The sequence below is a fragment of the uncultured Pluralibacter sp. genome, assembly GCF_913775985.1.
GTDB lineage: Bacteria > Pseudomonadota > Gammaproteobacteria > Enterobacterales > Enterobacteriaceae > Pluralibacter.
The window spans coordinates 1-13,541 of the sequence record NZ_CAJYMB010000012.1 but is presented as its reverse complement, the minus strand read 5'-3'; the positions used below and the strand labels follow the sequence as shown (position 1 = coordinate 13,541).

Genomic DNA, 13,541 nt, shown 5'->3' with positions numbered 1-13,541 from the left:
AGTGATTAATGCGCGTCAGCTGGGAGGGAATGTTCCCGAAATGTTATCCCTGACGCGAAATTGAGAGGAAAATATTACAAAAACGCAACCCTAATCCCAACATTGGCAATTCAAATGGATGGCGCAAGCAGGCATTATTTCTCTGTCTTAATCACTTAAGGAACCGCCAGATGATTGAACTCGAATTTCGCTCGCTCAGCGGTAATGAAGTCCTTACTGCATATCCGCAGGGTGCCGCTAAAGAAGCGCTGCCCTGTATTATCTTCTATCACGGCTACACTTCCTCTAAGCGGGTCTATAGCTACTTTGCCGTGGCGCTGGCGGAGGCCGGCTTTCGCGTCATTATTCCGGAGGCAGAAGATCACGGCTCGCGCTTTTCCGGGGATGAAGCGCGCAGGCTGCAGCGCTTCTGGCCTATTCTGGTGAATAATTTTCACGAGTTTCCGGCACTGCACCGCGCTATTGTCGATGAGGGCTGGCTGCTTGACGGCCGGCTCGGGGTGGGTGGCGCGTCGATGGGCGGTATGACGGCGCTGGGTCTGGCGGCGAATCATCCTGAAATCCAGGGCGCCGCGAGCCTGATGGGCTCCGGCTATCTATTACCGCTGTCAAAAACGCTGTTTCCCTCCGCGGAGATGCCGGACGACCTGGCCCAATGGGATGTGGAAGACAAGCTGGAGGCGCTGGCGAACCGGCCGCTGCTGCTGTGGCACGGCGAAGATGACGACGTGGTACCTGCCGCCGACTCACACCGGCTGCAGCAGGCGCTGGCGCAGCAGGGGAGGGATGGCCTGCTGACCTGCGCGTGGCAAAGCGGCGTCAGCCATCGCATTACGCCGGAGGCGCTGGATGCGACGGTAGCGTTTTTCAGGAAACACCTTTGAGCGGCGGTGGGAAAGAGAATTAGCTTATCGACAGCGGCTGTGCAGAGCCGCTGCCGTGAGATCAATTGTTGTTAATCACACAAATGAGTACGGGCGAGAATGTATCGCCAATGATAACCATTCTTTCATCAATACGCTTAATGATATTGACCTTGTCGATGTTCTGATAAGCATCGAAGAAGATATAGTCGATATTGTCAGGGGCATCATCATCCGGCTTTTTTTTATGGCCCTTAAAATTAGTGATAAAGAAACCGTGATTGCTTTTGCCGGGAGAGTAATAATCAAAGTATAACTTTCTGTCTACCGATAGCTGTTGTTTATCGTGTTCGAGTTTGCCTCTCAGCAGCAGTGAAATTTTATTGTTTCGATAGCCGGTGATGATCGCGACCCCTTTCAAATCCCACTCATCATTGCGAATATTAATCGAGGATTCAAGCTCGGAAGTACAGGAAAAATCGATATCGTTTGTTTTCTTTTCGTCCGCAGAAATCATAAGCATGATAGCCAGGATACCACCGGCGACAATCAGTGAAGGCCACAAGAAAGGCACAAGTTTTTCTTTTTTAAACATGTTAATTCTCGATATATTGATATTTCGAAATGCAGTGGTAAAAACCCTGAAGATAGCCGCACTCGGCGCTGAATTTTAAATCGAGAAGCTTATAGTTGCTTTGCCAGATATTGATGTAAATGTCTTTTTCTGATGAACAATCAGGTTTTATTACGAGCTGTTGAAAAATAGCCTGCGCTTTTTCCGCACTTACGCGATCTGCTTTTTTATTTCCCAGAATATGTATCGTGCACTGCTCAAATTTTGAGGTGTGCAAGATGGATACTTCATCCATCGGAATTCGATGTGCGTCGTATGATAGCGCACCTACAACAGCCGTAGTAGAAAGCGTGAATAGTGCAGTGGCAGCGATCAATATTCGCTGGTTTTTTCGTGAGCGTTTTACCGAGGATAGCAGTTTTGGAGGGCTAACGTCTTTTGTATCAACTTCCTGGTTCAGATGAAACTGAATATTCTTTTCGTCAATATGAAAACCGACGCGCGGTGTCGTAACAATCAGATCCGCTGAATGGTCTATGGCGGTGATGGCCTTGCGAATGGATGAGATATGCTGGTTGAGATTCGCATCAGTCGCCCGCGAGCCGTTATGCTGAAAAACGTTGAGCAGAATTTCCTCGCGCGTGGATATCTTAGTGCCATTTTGTAACAGATACAGGAAAAGCTGCGAGGCGATGTTATTAAGCATGCTGCTCTTTCCTATCTGTATATCCTGAAGTGTGTTCTTTTGGGGTCTAAATATTATTTTGTCATCGATAATTATCGATTTTATATTGTTTTGGGGAATGTGAGAAAACACGATTGCTTCCTTAATGCAATAAATCAAGAGTAATTACGCTAAGCATACTATATCAAAGATAAAAGAAAATAGATGTCGATTTCAAAAAGTGCGGATGTCGGCTAGTGCATCTAAGTTGTTATTAATCAATGAGATGGAATTAACCGTTAATGGGTTTTACATTTTCTCATTATAATACAGTATGTTAATCGATCTGGTGTTGAATAAATAATCGATTAAATCCTATTTCATAAGTGTTTTTGTCTAAATAGTTTGCTTTTGTATGGTTAAATATTCTGTAAAAATATAAATAAATAGATTTTAACTCTGTACCATGGCTATAAATGCAGAAAGAGATTGGTATTTATCATAAATATAAATGGTGAATTTAGAATGACGTACTGAATTTGTTTTAGACACGGTTTTACGTTGTATCTCCCTGACGCTTGAGTAACATATGTCGTCGATGCAGTGCAGGGCTGTTGCTGAAGTCAAACTTGAAGATGGAGGCAACATTCAGTCTGATTTAAATACGAACGCATATTGCCGGAAATATCCGGGGATTGTTTCTGCTGAAATAGATCCCAAGAGCACTGCTGACATTAATCCAATACATTAGGTCTACACTATTATGAAAATGAAAAGTATCGCTGTCAGCTGCGCTGTCATCGCCGGAATGGCTTTTACTGCTAATTTTGCCAATGCTGAAGACGGCACTGGCACCACGCCAACCACCGTTACCCCAACCAACGGTAAAATTGAATTCACCGGTTCACTGGTTAACTCTGCCTGCGGCCTGGCTCCAGAATCCAGCCCGGTTAAAGTGAACTTCGGCGAAATTCCCACTTCGCAGCTGAAAGATAACCAGCGTGCCGGCAGCCGTCATGAAAAAATCGTGCTGCAGGGCTGTGATACCACGGTTGCGACCAGCGCAGTGGTAACCTATACGCCGGCTACGCAGGATGTAGACAATAGCAGCCTGGCAGCAATTGTCTCTGATACGGCGAAGGGTGCAGGTATCGGCCTGATTGACAGCGGCGATCAGGATGTGAAATGGGGCCAGGCCACTTCTCCGGTAAAACTGACTGATGGCAATACTAATATCGACTTCGTTGCTTATCTGCAGGCGGATAAAGCTAACGGCGAAGTTACCCCGGGTGCTTTCCAGTCTACGATCAACTTCCAGATTGATTACCAGTAATACGATTAAGCAGGCGTAGAAATACGCCTGCTCATTTTATACCCGTCATACTTCAAGCAGCTCGAATTATTTAGGGTATATACGGAAACTCCTTAAGGATACCGGTGATGCTCGAATGGCGCGCTCTACTGTTGATATTGGTCTTTATACCGCTGTTAACCGCGGTAGCCAGCACCGATAAAATCAGCAATACACCCGGTAATGTATATTTACGCGGTGAAATCGTTGAGGCCGCTTGCTATGTCGATCCCCACGATCAATCCATGCTGGTAGAGTTTAATGATATTTCTGCCAGAGATGTCTCTGCTGATACAGGAAAGGTGTCGGCACATAATTTCAGTATCCATTTATTAGGCTGTTCTTTGGGTGATGCTGAACATCCCGATGATATTTTTCATAGTGCCTCAATTACTTTCTCTGGCGCAGCGGCGCCGCTGGGTGATGAGTTTTTAAGCGTGCAATCAAGCGATAATAAGCTTGAGAATTTAGCGATCGAGATATTCGATCGCCAGGGAAATATTATTGAGCTGGGCAAGCCCTCACCTGATTACATTTTAAATCCCGGAAGAAACACGCTCCGCTTTACCGCGTGGCTTATTGCGCTCGACGGGCATGTCGGATCCGGTGAATTCAACGCCGCTGTACATTTTGTTGTTAATTATCTCTGAGTGCTGCAGGTTTCAGGAAAATAAAGGTCTATCAGTGAAAATGAAAACGCTCAAAACAAATATTAAAAAAATAGCGGTACTCATTTCCCTGATTATCATCGCGCAGCAGGTGGTTGCCGATGATGCCGTTGACTTTAACACGGATGTGCTCGATGCCAGCGACAGGCACAATGTCGACCTGCAACGCTTTTCTCAGGGCAACTATGTCGCGCCTGGCCGTTATCTGTTGGACGTGCGCGTCAACGGACAGTCGCTGCCCCAGCAGCAAATAGACTATGTGGCTGACCCTAAAAATCCTCACGCCACCCTGGTTTGCCTGACGACGCATCAGGTTTCTTTGCTGGCGCTAAAAAAAGAGGCGCTGGCGCAAGTTCGCACCATCGCCCCGGACTGCCTCGATGTTTCACCTCTTCCCGGCGTGGCATTTAATAATGCGGCCGGCACGCTGGACATAACCCTTCCGCAGGCGTGGATGACCTATTCCGATCCGGACTGGACGCCGCCCGAGCGCTGGGATAACGGCGTTAACGGGGCTATTTTTGATTACAACCTGTCCGGGCAAGCTACCCACTATCTTCAGGAGAGCGGCCACTATCAGTCTCTGTCGGGCTACGGCCAGTCGGGCTTTAACCTCGGCGCCTGGCGCTTTCGCGGCCAGTACCAGCTTAATGCTGGATCTGGTGGAGAAGGGACGCACTTTAACTGGGATCAGTTCTATGCCTGGCTGCCTTTGCCGATGCGGGCGGCAAAGCTGACGCTGGGGGAGATATACCTCAATTCTCAGATTTTTGATTCGGTGCGCTTTACCGGCGTCAACTATGCCAGCGACGAGCGGATGCTGCCGCCTAATTTGCAGGGGTATGCGCCTCAGGTTCACGGTATTGCCAAGAGCAACGCTAAAGTTACCGTCAGCCAGCAGGGCCGCGTTATCTATCAGACGACGGTGCCCGCAGGCCCGTTCAATATTGAGGATTTGCGCAGTTCGGTAAGGGGCCAGCTTGATGTTCGCGTCGAAGAGCAGGACGGCAGCGTTCAGACCTTCCAGGTCAATACCGCAGATATTCCCTATCTTACGCGCCCGGGCTACCTGCGCTTTAACAATGCGTTTGGCCGGCCTTCGCGCTATAGCCATAACGTCGAAGGACCCGCCTTTTACAGCGGTGATTTTTCCTGGGGGATAAGCAATACCTGGTCGCTGTACGGCGGCGCCTTTATTGCGGGTCGCCGCTACAATGCCGGATCGCTGGGGATTGGCCGGGATTTGAGCTGGCTCGGTGCCGTCTCGGCTGACGTAACTCAGGCCATGAGTCGGGTAAAAAATCAGGCGCAGCAAACCGGGCGCTCTTTTAAGCTCAGCTATGCCAAAACCTTCGATGATTATCACAGCACTATCAGCTTTGCCGGTTATCGCTTTTCACAACGCAGCTACCGCACTTTTTCACAGTTTCTCGAAGAGCAGTATGCCGATGACAGCCACGTCGGCCGCGAGCGGGAGATGTATACCGTCACCGCCAATAAAACCTTTTTTGCCGACCAGCCCGGACGGGCAACCACGCTCTATTTAACCTACACCCACCAGAACTACTGGGATCGCCAGTCCCAGAATCGTTACGGGCTTTCCGTAGGACACGGCTTTTCCTTTGCCGGTATTGAGAATATCAGCGCCAACCTATCGGCGTACCGCTCGGAGTACCGGGGGCGGCGTGACGACAGCCTCTCGTTCTCTATCTCGGTGCCCTGGGGCGACGGGCGTTCAATGGACTACCAGCTGCAGGACAGCGGCGATCGCACCAGCCAGATGGTTTCTTATTCCGATAACCGCGACAGCAATAACAGCTGGCGCGTGCGCGGCGGGGATTCTGGAGAAGGGAAGGCCGCATTTGACGGCTACTACAAGCACCGCAGTTCGCTGGCGGAGCTGGAGTCTAACGTGAACTGGCAACAGCAGCGCTATCTCTCGCTCGGCGGCACGGTACGCGGTGGCTTTACCGCAACGCGCTACGGGGCCGCTCTGCACAATAGCCAGGCATCAATGAACACCGCCCGAATGATGGTCGACACCGATGGCGTGGCTGACGTGCCGCTCAACGGTGAAATGGCCCACTCAAACCGATTCGGTATTGCGGTGGTGCCGGACATTGTGAGCTATCACAGCTTTGATACCCGCATCGACGTGGATGCAATGGATGAAGACATTGCGGCCACCAGCGCGATTGCCACCAGCACCCTGACCGAGGGGGCCATTGGCTACCAGCACTTTGCCGTGGCCAGGGGCCAGAAAATGATGGCGGTTTTGCGGCTGGCTAACGGCGCGGTGCCGCCATTTGGCGCCGAGATACTGAACGCCAGCGGCGTCAACGTCGGCATGGTGATGGATGGCGGAGAAGCCTGGATTGAAGGCGTGAAGCCTGATGAGCAGCTCTCGATTACCTGGAGCGGCCGCGCGCAGTGCCGGGCCCGTGTTCCGGGCTCGATTAAACCTCAGGGCAAAACCTTGCTGCCCTGTCAGTCATTACCACAACGAAGTGAATCTACAGATGAATAACGCTAAACGCATTTTTACCCGGCGCGCGCTGCTGCTCGCCTTTGGTGGCGTGCTGCTGTCTACGGCAGTAGCCCCGGCACAGGCCGGTATCGCCATTGACAGAACGCGGTTGATTATCACTGAGAAAGACCGTTCTGCGAGCGCTAACTTAACCAATACCAGCCCGGATACGCCTTTTCTGGCCCAGTCCTGGGTTGAAAATGCCGGCGGTGAAAAAGTGACTTCGCCGTTAATGGTGCTGCCGCCGCTACAGAGGATCAACGGCGGGCAGAAAGGTATCGCCCGCGTGACCAAAACTGGCGACATCGCTTCGCTGCCGAAAGATCGCGAAAGTCTGTTTTATTTAAACGTGCGCGAAATTCCGCCAAAGCCGGACAAGCCTAACGTTCTGCAGCTGGCGATGCAGTCGCGCATCAAGCTTTTTTATCGCCCGACCGCGGTGATCCCTGCAAAGCCCGGCATGGTCTGGCAGAACCAGCTGGTATTTCACAAACAGGGCGCCCGCTGGTCGGTGGAAAATCCGACGCCCTATTTTGTGACCATCATTGGCCTGAGCCGTAAACCAGAGGCGCAGGGCGGGGGACGGCTGACCACCTTTCCCGGAGTGATGATCCCGCCAAAATCAACCAAAGAGATCCCGGTGACGGACGCTGCTGCAAGCGAGTTCGCGATGATGTACGTCAATGACTACGGCGGCCATCCGGAGCTTATTTTTCGCTGCAGCGGCAGCACGTGCCGCGCGCTGCCGCTGGATCAGCAGCCTAAATAAAGGCCATGGGAGAAGCGTAAATGAAAAAGAGGCTTTGTATTTTACTGCTGGCAGCCGCCGCATTTTCTGCGTTGGCAAATGGTAATCGCCAGGATCTTTCAACTGCGGCAGGAGAATACGGTGAGGTGCGTTTTCACGGGCGCGTGTACGTTTCTCCCTGCGTGCTGGATATGGCCTCGCGGGATCAAACTGTCGATCTTGGAGATATTTCCGCCCGCGCTTTTCATCAGCAGGGCGATCGCAGCAGGCCGGTATTGGTCACCTTGAATTTGAATGACTGCCTGAAAGGATCCGGGCATCTGCTGAGGGATCTTCCCGGCCAGGAGCGGGCTGTCCCTGAGGATGCTTACCGCAGCGTTGAACAGGGAATATCCCTGACGCTTATGGCTGAAGGTGCGCCGGAGAACCGGGATCTCGGAAAAATATATGGCGGGGTGAAAGGCGCCGGGATCAGGGTACTGACTGACAAGGGGCGGCTGCTGGCAATCAATCAAACCGAGCAAATGCTCATTTTGAAGCCCGGCAACAATGCCATCCATTTTCAGGCCGCGCTGGAAGCGACGGGGCGCGAAGTGAGTGCCGGATCGTTCTTCGGGCTGATCAGAATAAAGCTGGAGTATTTATGAGAAGGCCTGGGCTGATGCTGGCAGCCGCGCTGGCATGCTTTTCATCTCATGTGCTGGCTTTTGTGCAGGGAGAAGGAGAGCCTGAAGGTTCGCTTCATCAATACAATATTGAGCTACAGAATCTGGATATTGCCGATAACCACGTCGGCGGGCGCACGCCTGATTTCACCTGGGCACTTGGTGGCAATTACGTGGTGAATTTTCACTGTCCGGACCGGGATATCCCGCGAGAAGCAATCTACTACTCTACTTTCTCAACGATGCCACTCTCATCGGACAACACCCGATTCAAACTGAATGATTATCTTGACGTCGAAGTCTCCATTTATGTTGCAGGTGAAGTGAATAAATACATCAGGGCACCTTTTACCAGTTTTTCCAATCAGTACCGCAAATACTCTTGCTCTACTTCACGTAATCACGGCGTCGTCAGGGCCGACACCATTGAGAGCGGCTCAAAGGGGAAAGTGGTCTTTGTGGTTACTAAACCCATTATTAACGGTATCAATATTACCGGCCAGGCGCTGCTGGATTTAGCGGGAGACCTGGGTGGCGGAGGTGCGCCGACAACGCCTATTTCCCGCGTGCTGATAAGCTCTGGCGTGATCACCGTCCCGGATAAATGCACGTTCAACCGCGGGCAGCGCATTACCGTTGAGTTCGGCAATCTCCCTGCCTCTGCCAACAAACTTAACGGTGCCAGCTACAGCCAGAGTATTCCTATCCACGTGCAGTGCGAAGGAGGCAGCTTTAGCAGCGGCGCGATGAATATTCAGCTTGGCGTACAGACCAGCACGGCATCCGGTACCGCAGATTTCAACAACCAGCTGCTGGGTACGCTGAGCAACGGGCAGAAACGCGGCGATCTGGGGATCCAGCTTAAGGACGATCGCGGTAATCCCGTGGTGCCCAATACGTTCTATCAAATGAACAACTTTTATCAGAATCAGGGCGACTGGGGGCTGGTTGCGGCACCGGTGGCGAATCCCGGAGCCGGCAGCGTCAAAGAGGGCGAGTTTGAAGCCTCGGCGACGGTTGTGGCGCAATTTCAGTGAGGACAAGACAATGAAATGGCCATGTTTGCTGGCTTTCGGCGCTGCTCTCGTCAGCGCGGCGGTACCGGCAGAAACCCGGCTTATCGGCGGGGATATGCATTTTCACGGCACCGTTGTGGCGCTGACCTGCAGCCTGCCGCCGGGAGGTGACAGGATCGTCGTCGATTTTGGTCAAATTGCGACAAAAGATCTTTATCTCTCCGGGCGCAGCAGCGCTAAAAAATTCAAAATCCAGCTCGCTGACTGTAACCCGGACGTTTTCCGCAGCGTCGCGGTCACCTTCAGCGGCACCGAAGATACGGCACTGCCGGATCATCTGGCTATCGGCAGCGGCAGCGGGGCCAGCGGAATTGCCATTGGCATCAGCGAAGATGACGGCACGCCGGTACACCTCAACCAAAGCACCACGGCGCAGCAGGTTCAGAAGGGCGATATGGCTCTGGAATTTCAGGCGTGGGTGGAGGCCGAGCCCGATGCGGTGGCGAATAAGTCACTAAAATATGGCGAATTTAGCGCCAGCGGCACGTGGACGCTGAGCTATCAATAATGCCGCTTCCGGCTCTCATTTACAGAAAATAAGATGATAAACAGTATCAACAGGTCAGCGAACCTCACCGCAAAACGTGCTCGCGGGATGCATGAAAATGCCATTACCGGAATCAGGCTCGAGGTTATCCATTTTTTACGCACCCCGCTTCGGCGGGTGCAGGAAGTGCTGAGCGAGGTCTCTCAGGCGGGCTCCGCAGACGCTTTCTTTCGCGACATGTCGCTGGAGAGAAAAGAGCGGCTTTTTCTGCAGCAAATGGCGAGGATCCTGCGCCTGGACGGCAGTTACACGCTCAATTTATCGGTAAGTATGCTCGCCGATGCTGCGTTTATCCGGCAGCTGGCGGAGCAGGCGCACCAGCGGCGGATTATTATCGAAATTCAGGACCCCGGTAGCCTGCTGCAACTCGGCGCCGGAGAGCAGCAGCAGATATTTATCCACGTGAAGCGGCTTATCAATACCGGTTATCGCGTCTGGCTGGACGATCTCTATCCTGAGCATCTTTTGTACTGGTGCCGGTCAGGTATCGATTTTGACGCGGTGAAAATAGACGCCGCGCTATTCAAAAAGCTGGCGCTTTCAAACGAGGGTCTGGCAGCGGTAGTGCGGCGCTATCGCGATATCGGGCGTCAGGTCGTCGTCGAGGGAGTTGAAACTATTGACGATTATGTCACCTGCCTGCACGGTGCGGCCGACGCCATTCAGGGGTATTTCTTTAAGTCGCAGTGGGTTTCGCTACCGGCGAAAACACGTTAATCCGGAGCCGTTTTACCTGTTATGCAGGGCATAACGGCTCCGGGATTCTTTTACCGATAAATCACCGCGCTGGCGTGCAGCGGGCCGTTGCTGCCCGGCTCGTGCATCAGGATCGGGTAGTACAGCCGCGCGCCGCGGGCGTCGCTTTCGGCACTCAGGGCTTTATCGGCTTCGCTCTCGGTGGCGATATTGTGATTGATATAGATAACCCCGAGGCTCATGACATCATCCATGTTTCTGGCCTGCGAGGCGCTAATTTTAATGGCTGCCGCGGCGTTGCTGCTGAGCAGCAGAGCGGCGATAATGGCCGTTACAATGCGTTTCATCGTCTTCACTCCTTCTTGCCGGACTGCGCTGACGCTCGTCCCTTTGCAATCGGCTCAGTGATGACATTCAGTGTAATCCTTTGGCTTACCGGCAACCGCGACCATTTCTGATGCTGTCGTTCAAAAAATTGTCGCATTGCCTGTTGGTTAATTTTAAATCATTGACCGGACGCAGATTGCCGCTTTGTGCGAATTGCCTTGTGTTTGCCAGGTAGCGCAAGTATGATTACGCGTCAATTTTTCAGCCGACCTTTAACACGTTCCTTGCCTCCCCGGGCCTCGGCTGACCCAGACAGGAGGCTGAATAATCCGTAAGGAGCAATTCGATGCGTCATTACGAAATCGTTTTTATGGTCCATCCTGACCAGAGCGAACAGGTTCCGGGCATGATCGAGCGCTACACTGGTGCAATCACCGGTGCAGAAGGCACGATCCACCGTCTGGAAGACTGGGGCCGCCGTCAGCTGGCTTATCCGATCAACAAACTGCACAAAGCTCACTACGTTCTGCTGAACGTTGAAGCGCCGCAGGAAGCGATCGATGAGCTGGAAACTAACTTCCGCTTCAACGATGCCGTTATCCGCAGCATGGTTATGCGTACCAAGCATGCTGTAACCGAAGCATCTCCGATGGTTAAAGCGAAAGACGAGCGTCGCGAGCGTCGTGAAGATTTCGCTAACGAAACCACTGAAGATGCTGGGGATTCTGAAGAGTAATTACTGATGGCCAACCGTCTGGCGCTGTCCGGCACCGTGTGCAGGACGCCCCTGCGAAAGGTCAGCCCATCAGGAATTCCTCACTGCCAGTTCGTGCTTGAGCATCGTTCTGTGCAGGAGGAGGCCGGTTTTCACCGGCAGGCGTGGTGTCAAATGCCTGTAATTATTAGCGGGCGCGAGAACCAGGCCGTTACTCACAGTATAACGGTCGGCACGCAACTCACCGTTCACGGATTCATTACCTGCCACAAGGCGCGAAATGGTCTGAGTAAGATGGTGCTGCATGCCGAGCAGATTGAATTGATAGATTCTGGAGACTAGCCATATGGCACGTTATTTCCGTCGTCGCAAGTTCTGCCGTTTCACCGCGGAAGGCGTTCAAGAGATCGACTATAAAGACATCGCTACGCTGAAAAACTACATCACCGAAAGCGGTAAGATTGTCCCGAGCCGTATCACCGGTACCCGTGCAAAATATCAGCGTCAGCTGGCTCGCGCTATCAAACGCGCTCGCTACCTGTCCCTGCTGCCGTACACTGATCGCCATCAGTAATCGGTCACGGTCCATTAATACGACTTTAAGAGGATAAGGTAATGCAAGTTATTCTGCTTGATAAAGTAGCTAACCTGGGTAGCCTCGGCGATCAGGTTAACGTTAAAGCGGGCTATGCTCGTAACTTCCTGGTTCCGCAGGGCAAAGCTGTGCCGGCAACCAAGAAAAACGTTGAGTTCTTCGAAGCACGCCGTGCTGAACTGGAAGCCAAACTGGCTGACGTTCTGGCCGCTGCTAACGCCCGCGCTGAGAAAATCAACGCGCTGGAAACCGTTACTATCGCGTCTAAATCTGGCGACGAAGGTAAACTGTTCGGTTCCATCGGTACCCGCGACATCGCTGACGCTGTAACTGCAGCTGGCGTTGAAGTGGCTAAGAGCGAAGTTCGCCTGCCGAACGGCGTTCTGCGCACTACCGGCGAGCACGAAGTGGACTTCCAGGTCCACAGCGAAGTATTCGCTAAACTGGTTATCAACGTTGTTGCTGAGTAATTAATTACTTCGTAATAACAATAAAACGCCGGCCTCGCGCCGGCGTTTTGCTTTTCAGAGCCCCGTCTAAATGACGATCAGTGGACGCGAATAAAGCTGCCGCCAGACTGGCGGGTAAACAGCACCTGCTGACCGCCCGCATCGACCGTCAGTCCCGTTACCACACCGCTGGCATTCTGCCGAATTTTCACCATCTGTCCCGCCTGCAGCGAGCTTAACGGCCTGCCGGAACCCTCTACCTGCGAGATAGCGTACGCGTCGGTCGCAGGAAGATTATGATCGCGAAACAGCTGGGCGAGGGTTTTGCCGGACTCCAGACGATACGAGCGCCACTGCTGATCGATGCCCGACGCCGGTGCGCTGTTTTGTGTCTGGCTGTTTTGTGTCTGATAGCTGCCATCGTCCGGCTGGCCTTCCTGCACCACTTCCGGGGAGGATGGCGCGGCCAGGCCCGGATCGCTGACCGTTGGCGTAGAGGTTATCGGCGGCAGCGGCTGCTGCAGATTTCCCTGCTGGGGCGACGATTCAGACTGTAAATCAAGCTGCGCCTCGCGGGTGACCGGTGCGGAAGAACCGCTGTCGCCTGCCGGCAGCAAAAAGCCAATAATCACCAGCAGGAAGCCGGCAATAATCCCGCGGCGGTGCATCAGCGGCAGCGGATCTAAAAGGCGCACGTTATCCGGGGCATGCCAGATTTTGTATAATGTTGGTTTTAAAGCGAATCGCCCGGGCATTGGTCACCTCCTGCTCCGCGTTTCCCTGAATGGCACTCAGTATAACCATAATTCTGCGTATACACTCCATCCTTCACGCGGCCTCCTTTCTGACCGAATTCATTTATCTCTCTCTGCACTTCCAGCGGAAGCCTCGATTGTTCAGTAACAACGTTTTACCCGACGCGGTGAGGCTGCTATGCTGCCCGCTGATTGACATCAGATGAAAGGAAAAAGCATGGCAACCCCGACTTTTGACACTACTGAAGCTCAGGCCAGCTACGGCATCGGTCTGCAGGTAGGACAGCAGCTGAGCGAATCCGGCCTGCAGGGCCTGCTGCC

General features: G+C 52.7%; 17 protein-coding genes and 1 pseudogene. 14 read left to right on the top strand and 4 right to left on the bottom strand.

Annotated features, from left to right (window positions below; translation table 11 throughout):
• Positions 1 to 170: 170 nt before the first annotated feature.
• Positions 171 to 884 carry an esterase gene (gene yjfP, locus QZ766_RS01490; RefSeq protein ID WP_297196502.1) on the top strand — a complete coding sequence of 238 codons (714 nt, stop codon included), beginning with the start codon at positions 171 to 173 and terminating at the stop codon, positions 882 to 884.
• Positions 885 to 945: 61 nt separating this feature from the next.
• Here the strand turns inward: yjfP and QZ766_RS01485 are convergent, their stop codons facing one another.
• Both QZ766_RS01485 and QZ766_RS01480 read right to left on the bottom strand, forming a co-directional pair.
• Positions 946 to 1,458, bottom strand: coding sequence for a hypothetical protein (locus QZ766_RS01485; protein WP_297196500.1), 513 nt, complete (start codon positions 1,456 to 1,458; stop codon positions 946 to 948).
• Between the two features lies 1 nt (position 1,459).
• Positions 1,460 to 2,143: a helix-turn-helix domain-containing protein gene (locus QZ766_RS01480; protein ID WP_297196498.1), complete on the bottom strand. Its 684-nt coding sequence runs from the start codon at positions 2,141 to 2,143 to the stop codon at positions 1,460 to 1,462.
• Between the two features lie 721 nt (positions 2,144 to 2,864).
• Between QZ766_RS01480 and QZ766_RS01475 the strand changes: the two genes are divergently transcribed.
• The 8 genes from QZ766_RS01475 to QZ766_RS01440 all read left to right on the top strand — a co-directional run bounded on the left by QZ766_RS01475 (position 2,865) and on the right by QZ766_RS01440 (position 10,400).
• The gene (locus QZ766_RS01475; protein WP_297196496.1) at positions 2,865 to 3,434 is read left to right on the top strand and encodes a fimbrial protein; all 570 of its coding nucleotides are present in this window, start codon (positions 2,865 to 2,867) and stop codon (positions 3,432 to 3,434) included.
• A 107-nt stretch (positions 3,435 to 3,541) separates the two neighbouring features.
• Positions 3,542 to 4,102 carry a fimbrial protein gene (locus QZ766_RS01470; protein WP_297196494.1) on the top strand — a complete coding sequence of 187 codons (561 nt, stop codon included), beginning with the start codon at positions 3,542 to 3,544 and terminating at the stop codon, positions 4,100 to 4,102.
• A gap of 40 nt (positions 4,103 to 4,142) precedes the next feature.
• On the top strand, positions 4,143 to 6,647 hold the full coding sequence (locus tag QZ766_RS01465) for a fimbria/pilus outer membrane usher protein (protein WP_297196492.1): 2,505 nt from the start codon (positions 4,143 to 4,145) through the stop codon (positions 6,645 to 6,647).
• Positions 6,640 to 7,416, top strand: a complete 777-nt coding sequence (locus QZ766_RS01460) for a molecular chaperone (protein WP_297196490.1) — start codon at positions 6,640 to 6,642, stop codon at positions 7,414 to 7,416. Before QZ766_RS01465 ends, QZ766_RS01460 begins: the two co-directional genes overlap by 8 nt.
• Positions 7,417 to 7,436: 20 nt before the next feature.
• On the top strand, positions 7,437 to 8,042 hold the full coding sequence (locus QZ766_RS01455) for a fimbrial protein (protein ID WP_297196488.1): 606 nt from the start codon (positions 7,437 to 7,439) through the stop codon (positions 8,040 to 8,042).
• Positions 8,039 to 9,097, top strand: a complete 1,059-nt coding sequence (locus tag QZ766_RS01450) for a fimbrial protein (protein WP_297196486.1) — start codon at positions 8,039 to 8,041, stop codon at positions 9,095 to 9,097. The genes QZ766_RS01455 and QZ766_RS01450 overlap by 4 nt, the downstream gene beginning before the upstream one ends.
• Before the next feature lie 10 nt (positions 9,098 to 9,107).
• The gene (locus tag QZ766_RS01445; RefSeq protein ID WP_297196484.1) at positions 9,108 to 9,644 is read left to right on the top strand and encodes a fimbrial protein; all 537 of its coding nucleotides are present in this window, start codon (positions 9,108 to 9,110) and stop codon (positions 9,642 to 9,644) included.
• Between the two features lie 87 nt (positions 9,645 to 9,731).
• On the top strand, positions 9,732 to 10,400 hold the full coding sequence (locus QZ766_RS01440) for an EAL domain-containing protein (protein WP_297196482.1): 669 nt from the start codon (positions 9,732 to 9,734) through the stop codon (positions 10,398 to 10,400).
• Positions 10,401 to 10,450: 50 nt separating this feature from the next.
• Here QZ766_RS01440 and QZ766_RS01435 read toward each other — a convergent pair whose 3' ends face one another.
• A complete protein-coding gene (locus QZ766_RS01435; RefSeq protein WP_297196481.1) occupies positions 10,451 to 10,726 on the bottom strand; it encodes a DUF1471 domain-containing protein in 276 nt (91 codons plus the stop codon).
• 326 nt (positions 10,727 to 11,052) lie between these two features.
• Here QZ766_RS01435 and rpsF point away from each other — a divergent pair, with 326 nt between their 5' ends.
• From rpsF to rplI, 4 genes are read left to right on the top strand one after another with little or no spacing between them, the layout of a single operon-like run.
• A complete protein-coding gene (rpsF, locus tag QZ766_RS01430; RefSeq protein WP_297196479.1) occupies positions 11,053 to 11,442 on the top strand; it encodes a 30S ribosomal protein S6 in 390 nt (129 codons plus the stop codon).
• A gap of 6 nt (positions 11,443 to 11,448) precedes the next feature.
• A complete protein-coding gene (gene priB, locus QZ766_RS01425; RefSeq protein ID WP_297196477.1) occupies positions 11,449 to 11,763 on the top strand; it encodes a primosomal replication protein N in 315 nt (104 codons plus the stop codon).
• 4 nt (positions 11,764 to 11,767) lie between these two features.
• Positions 11,768 to 11,995 (top strand): 30S ribosomal protein S18, encoded by a 228-nt coding sequence (gene rpsR, locus QZ766_RS01420; protein WP_000135199.1) that lies wholly within the window; start codon positions 11,768 to 11,770, stop codon positions 11,993 to 11,995.
• Between the two features lie 41 nt (positions 11,996 to 12,036).
• Complete coding sequence (gene rplI, locus QZ766_RS01415; RefSeq protein ID WP_297196461.1) at positions 12,037 to 12,486, top strand: 50S ribosomal protein L9; 450 nt, start codon at positions 12,037 to 12,039, stop codon at positions 12,484 to 12,486.
• Positions 12,487 to 12,563: 77 nt separating this feature from the next.
• On the opposite strand, the gene QZ766_RS01410 is transcribed toward rplI, so the two are convergent.
• Entirely contained in the window at positions 12,564 to 13,220 is a 657-nt protein-coding gene (locus tag QZ766_RS01410; protein ID WP_297196459.1) for a LysM-like peptidoglycan-binding domain-containing protein, read from the bottom strand.
• 217 nt (positions 13,221 to 13,437) lie between these two features.
• On the opposite strand from QZ766_RS01410, the pseudogene QZ766_RS01405 reads away from it, so the two are divergent.
• Positions 13,438 to 13,541: pseudogene (locus tag QZ766_RS01405) on the top strand (peptidylprolyl isomerase); the annotation flags it as partial.

Coding starts and splice junctions, on each gene's coding strand:
- QZ766_RS01410 (WP_297196459.1), bottom strand. CDS start 13,220: ATGCCCGGGCGATTCGCTTTAAAACCAACATTATACAAAATCTGGCAT.
- QZ766_RS01445 (WP_297196484.1), top strand. CDS start 9,108: ATGAAATGGCCATGTTTGCTGGCTTTCGGCGCTGCTCTCGTCAGCGCG.
- QZ766_RS01440 (WP_297196482.1), top strand. CDS start 9,732: ATGCATGAAAATGCCATTACCGGAATCAGGCTCGAGGTTATCCATTTT.
- rplI (WP_297196461.1), top strand. CDS start 12,037: ATGCAAGTTATTCTGCTTGATAAAGTAGCTAACCTGGGTAGCCTCGGC.
- QZ766_RS01475 (WP_297196496.1), top strand. CDS start 2,865: ATGAAAATGAAAAGTATCGCTGTCAGCTGCGCTGTCATCGCCGGAATG.
- QZ766_RS01465 (WP_297196492.1), top strand. CDS start 4,143: ATGAAAACGCTCAAAACAAATATTAAAAAAATAGCGGTACTCATTTCC.
- QZ766_RS01480 (WP_297196498.1), bottom strand. CDS start 2,143: ATGCTTAATAACATCGCCTCGCAGCTTTTCCTGTATCTGTTACAAAAT.
- QZ766_RS01455 (WP_297196488.1), top strand. CDS start 7,437: ATGAAAAAGAGGCTTTGTATTTTACTGCTGGCAGCCGCCGCATTTTCT.
- QZ766_RS01470 (WP_297196494.1), top strand. CDS start 3,542: ATGCTCGAATGGCGCGCTCTACTGTTGATATTGGTCTTTATACCGCTG.
- QZ766_RS01435 (WP_297196481.1), bottom strand. CDS start 10,726: ATGAAACGCATTGTAACGGCCATTATCGCCGCTCTGCTGCTCAGCAGC.
- rpsR (WP_000135199.1), top strand. CDS start 11,768: ATGGCACGTTATTTCCGTCGTCGCAAGTTCTGCCGTTTCACCGCGGAA.
- yjfP (WP_297196502.1), top strand. CDS start 171: ATGATTGAACTCGAATTTCGCTCGCTCAGCGGTAATGAAGTCCTTACT.
- QZ766_RS01450 (WP_297196486.1), top strand. CDS start 8,039: ATGAGAAGGCCTGGGCTGATGCTGGCAGCCGCGCTGGCATGCTTTTCA.
- rpsF (WP_297196479.1), top strand. CDS start 11,053: ATGCGTCATTACGAAATCGTTTTTATGGTCCATCCTGACCAGAGCGAA.
- QZ766_RS01460 (WP_297196490.1), top strand. CDS start 6,640: ATGAATAACGCTAAACGCATTTTTACCCGGCGCGCGCTGCTGCTCGCC.
- priB (WP_297196477.1), top strand. CDS start 11,449: ATGGCCAACCGTCTGGCGCTGTCCGGCACCGTGTGCAGGACGCCCCTG.
- QZ766_RS01485 (WP_297196500.1), bottom strand. CDS start 1,458: ATGTTTAAAAAAGAAAAACTTGTGCCTTTCTTGTGGCCTTCACTGATT.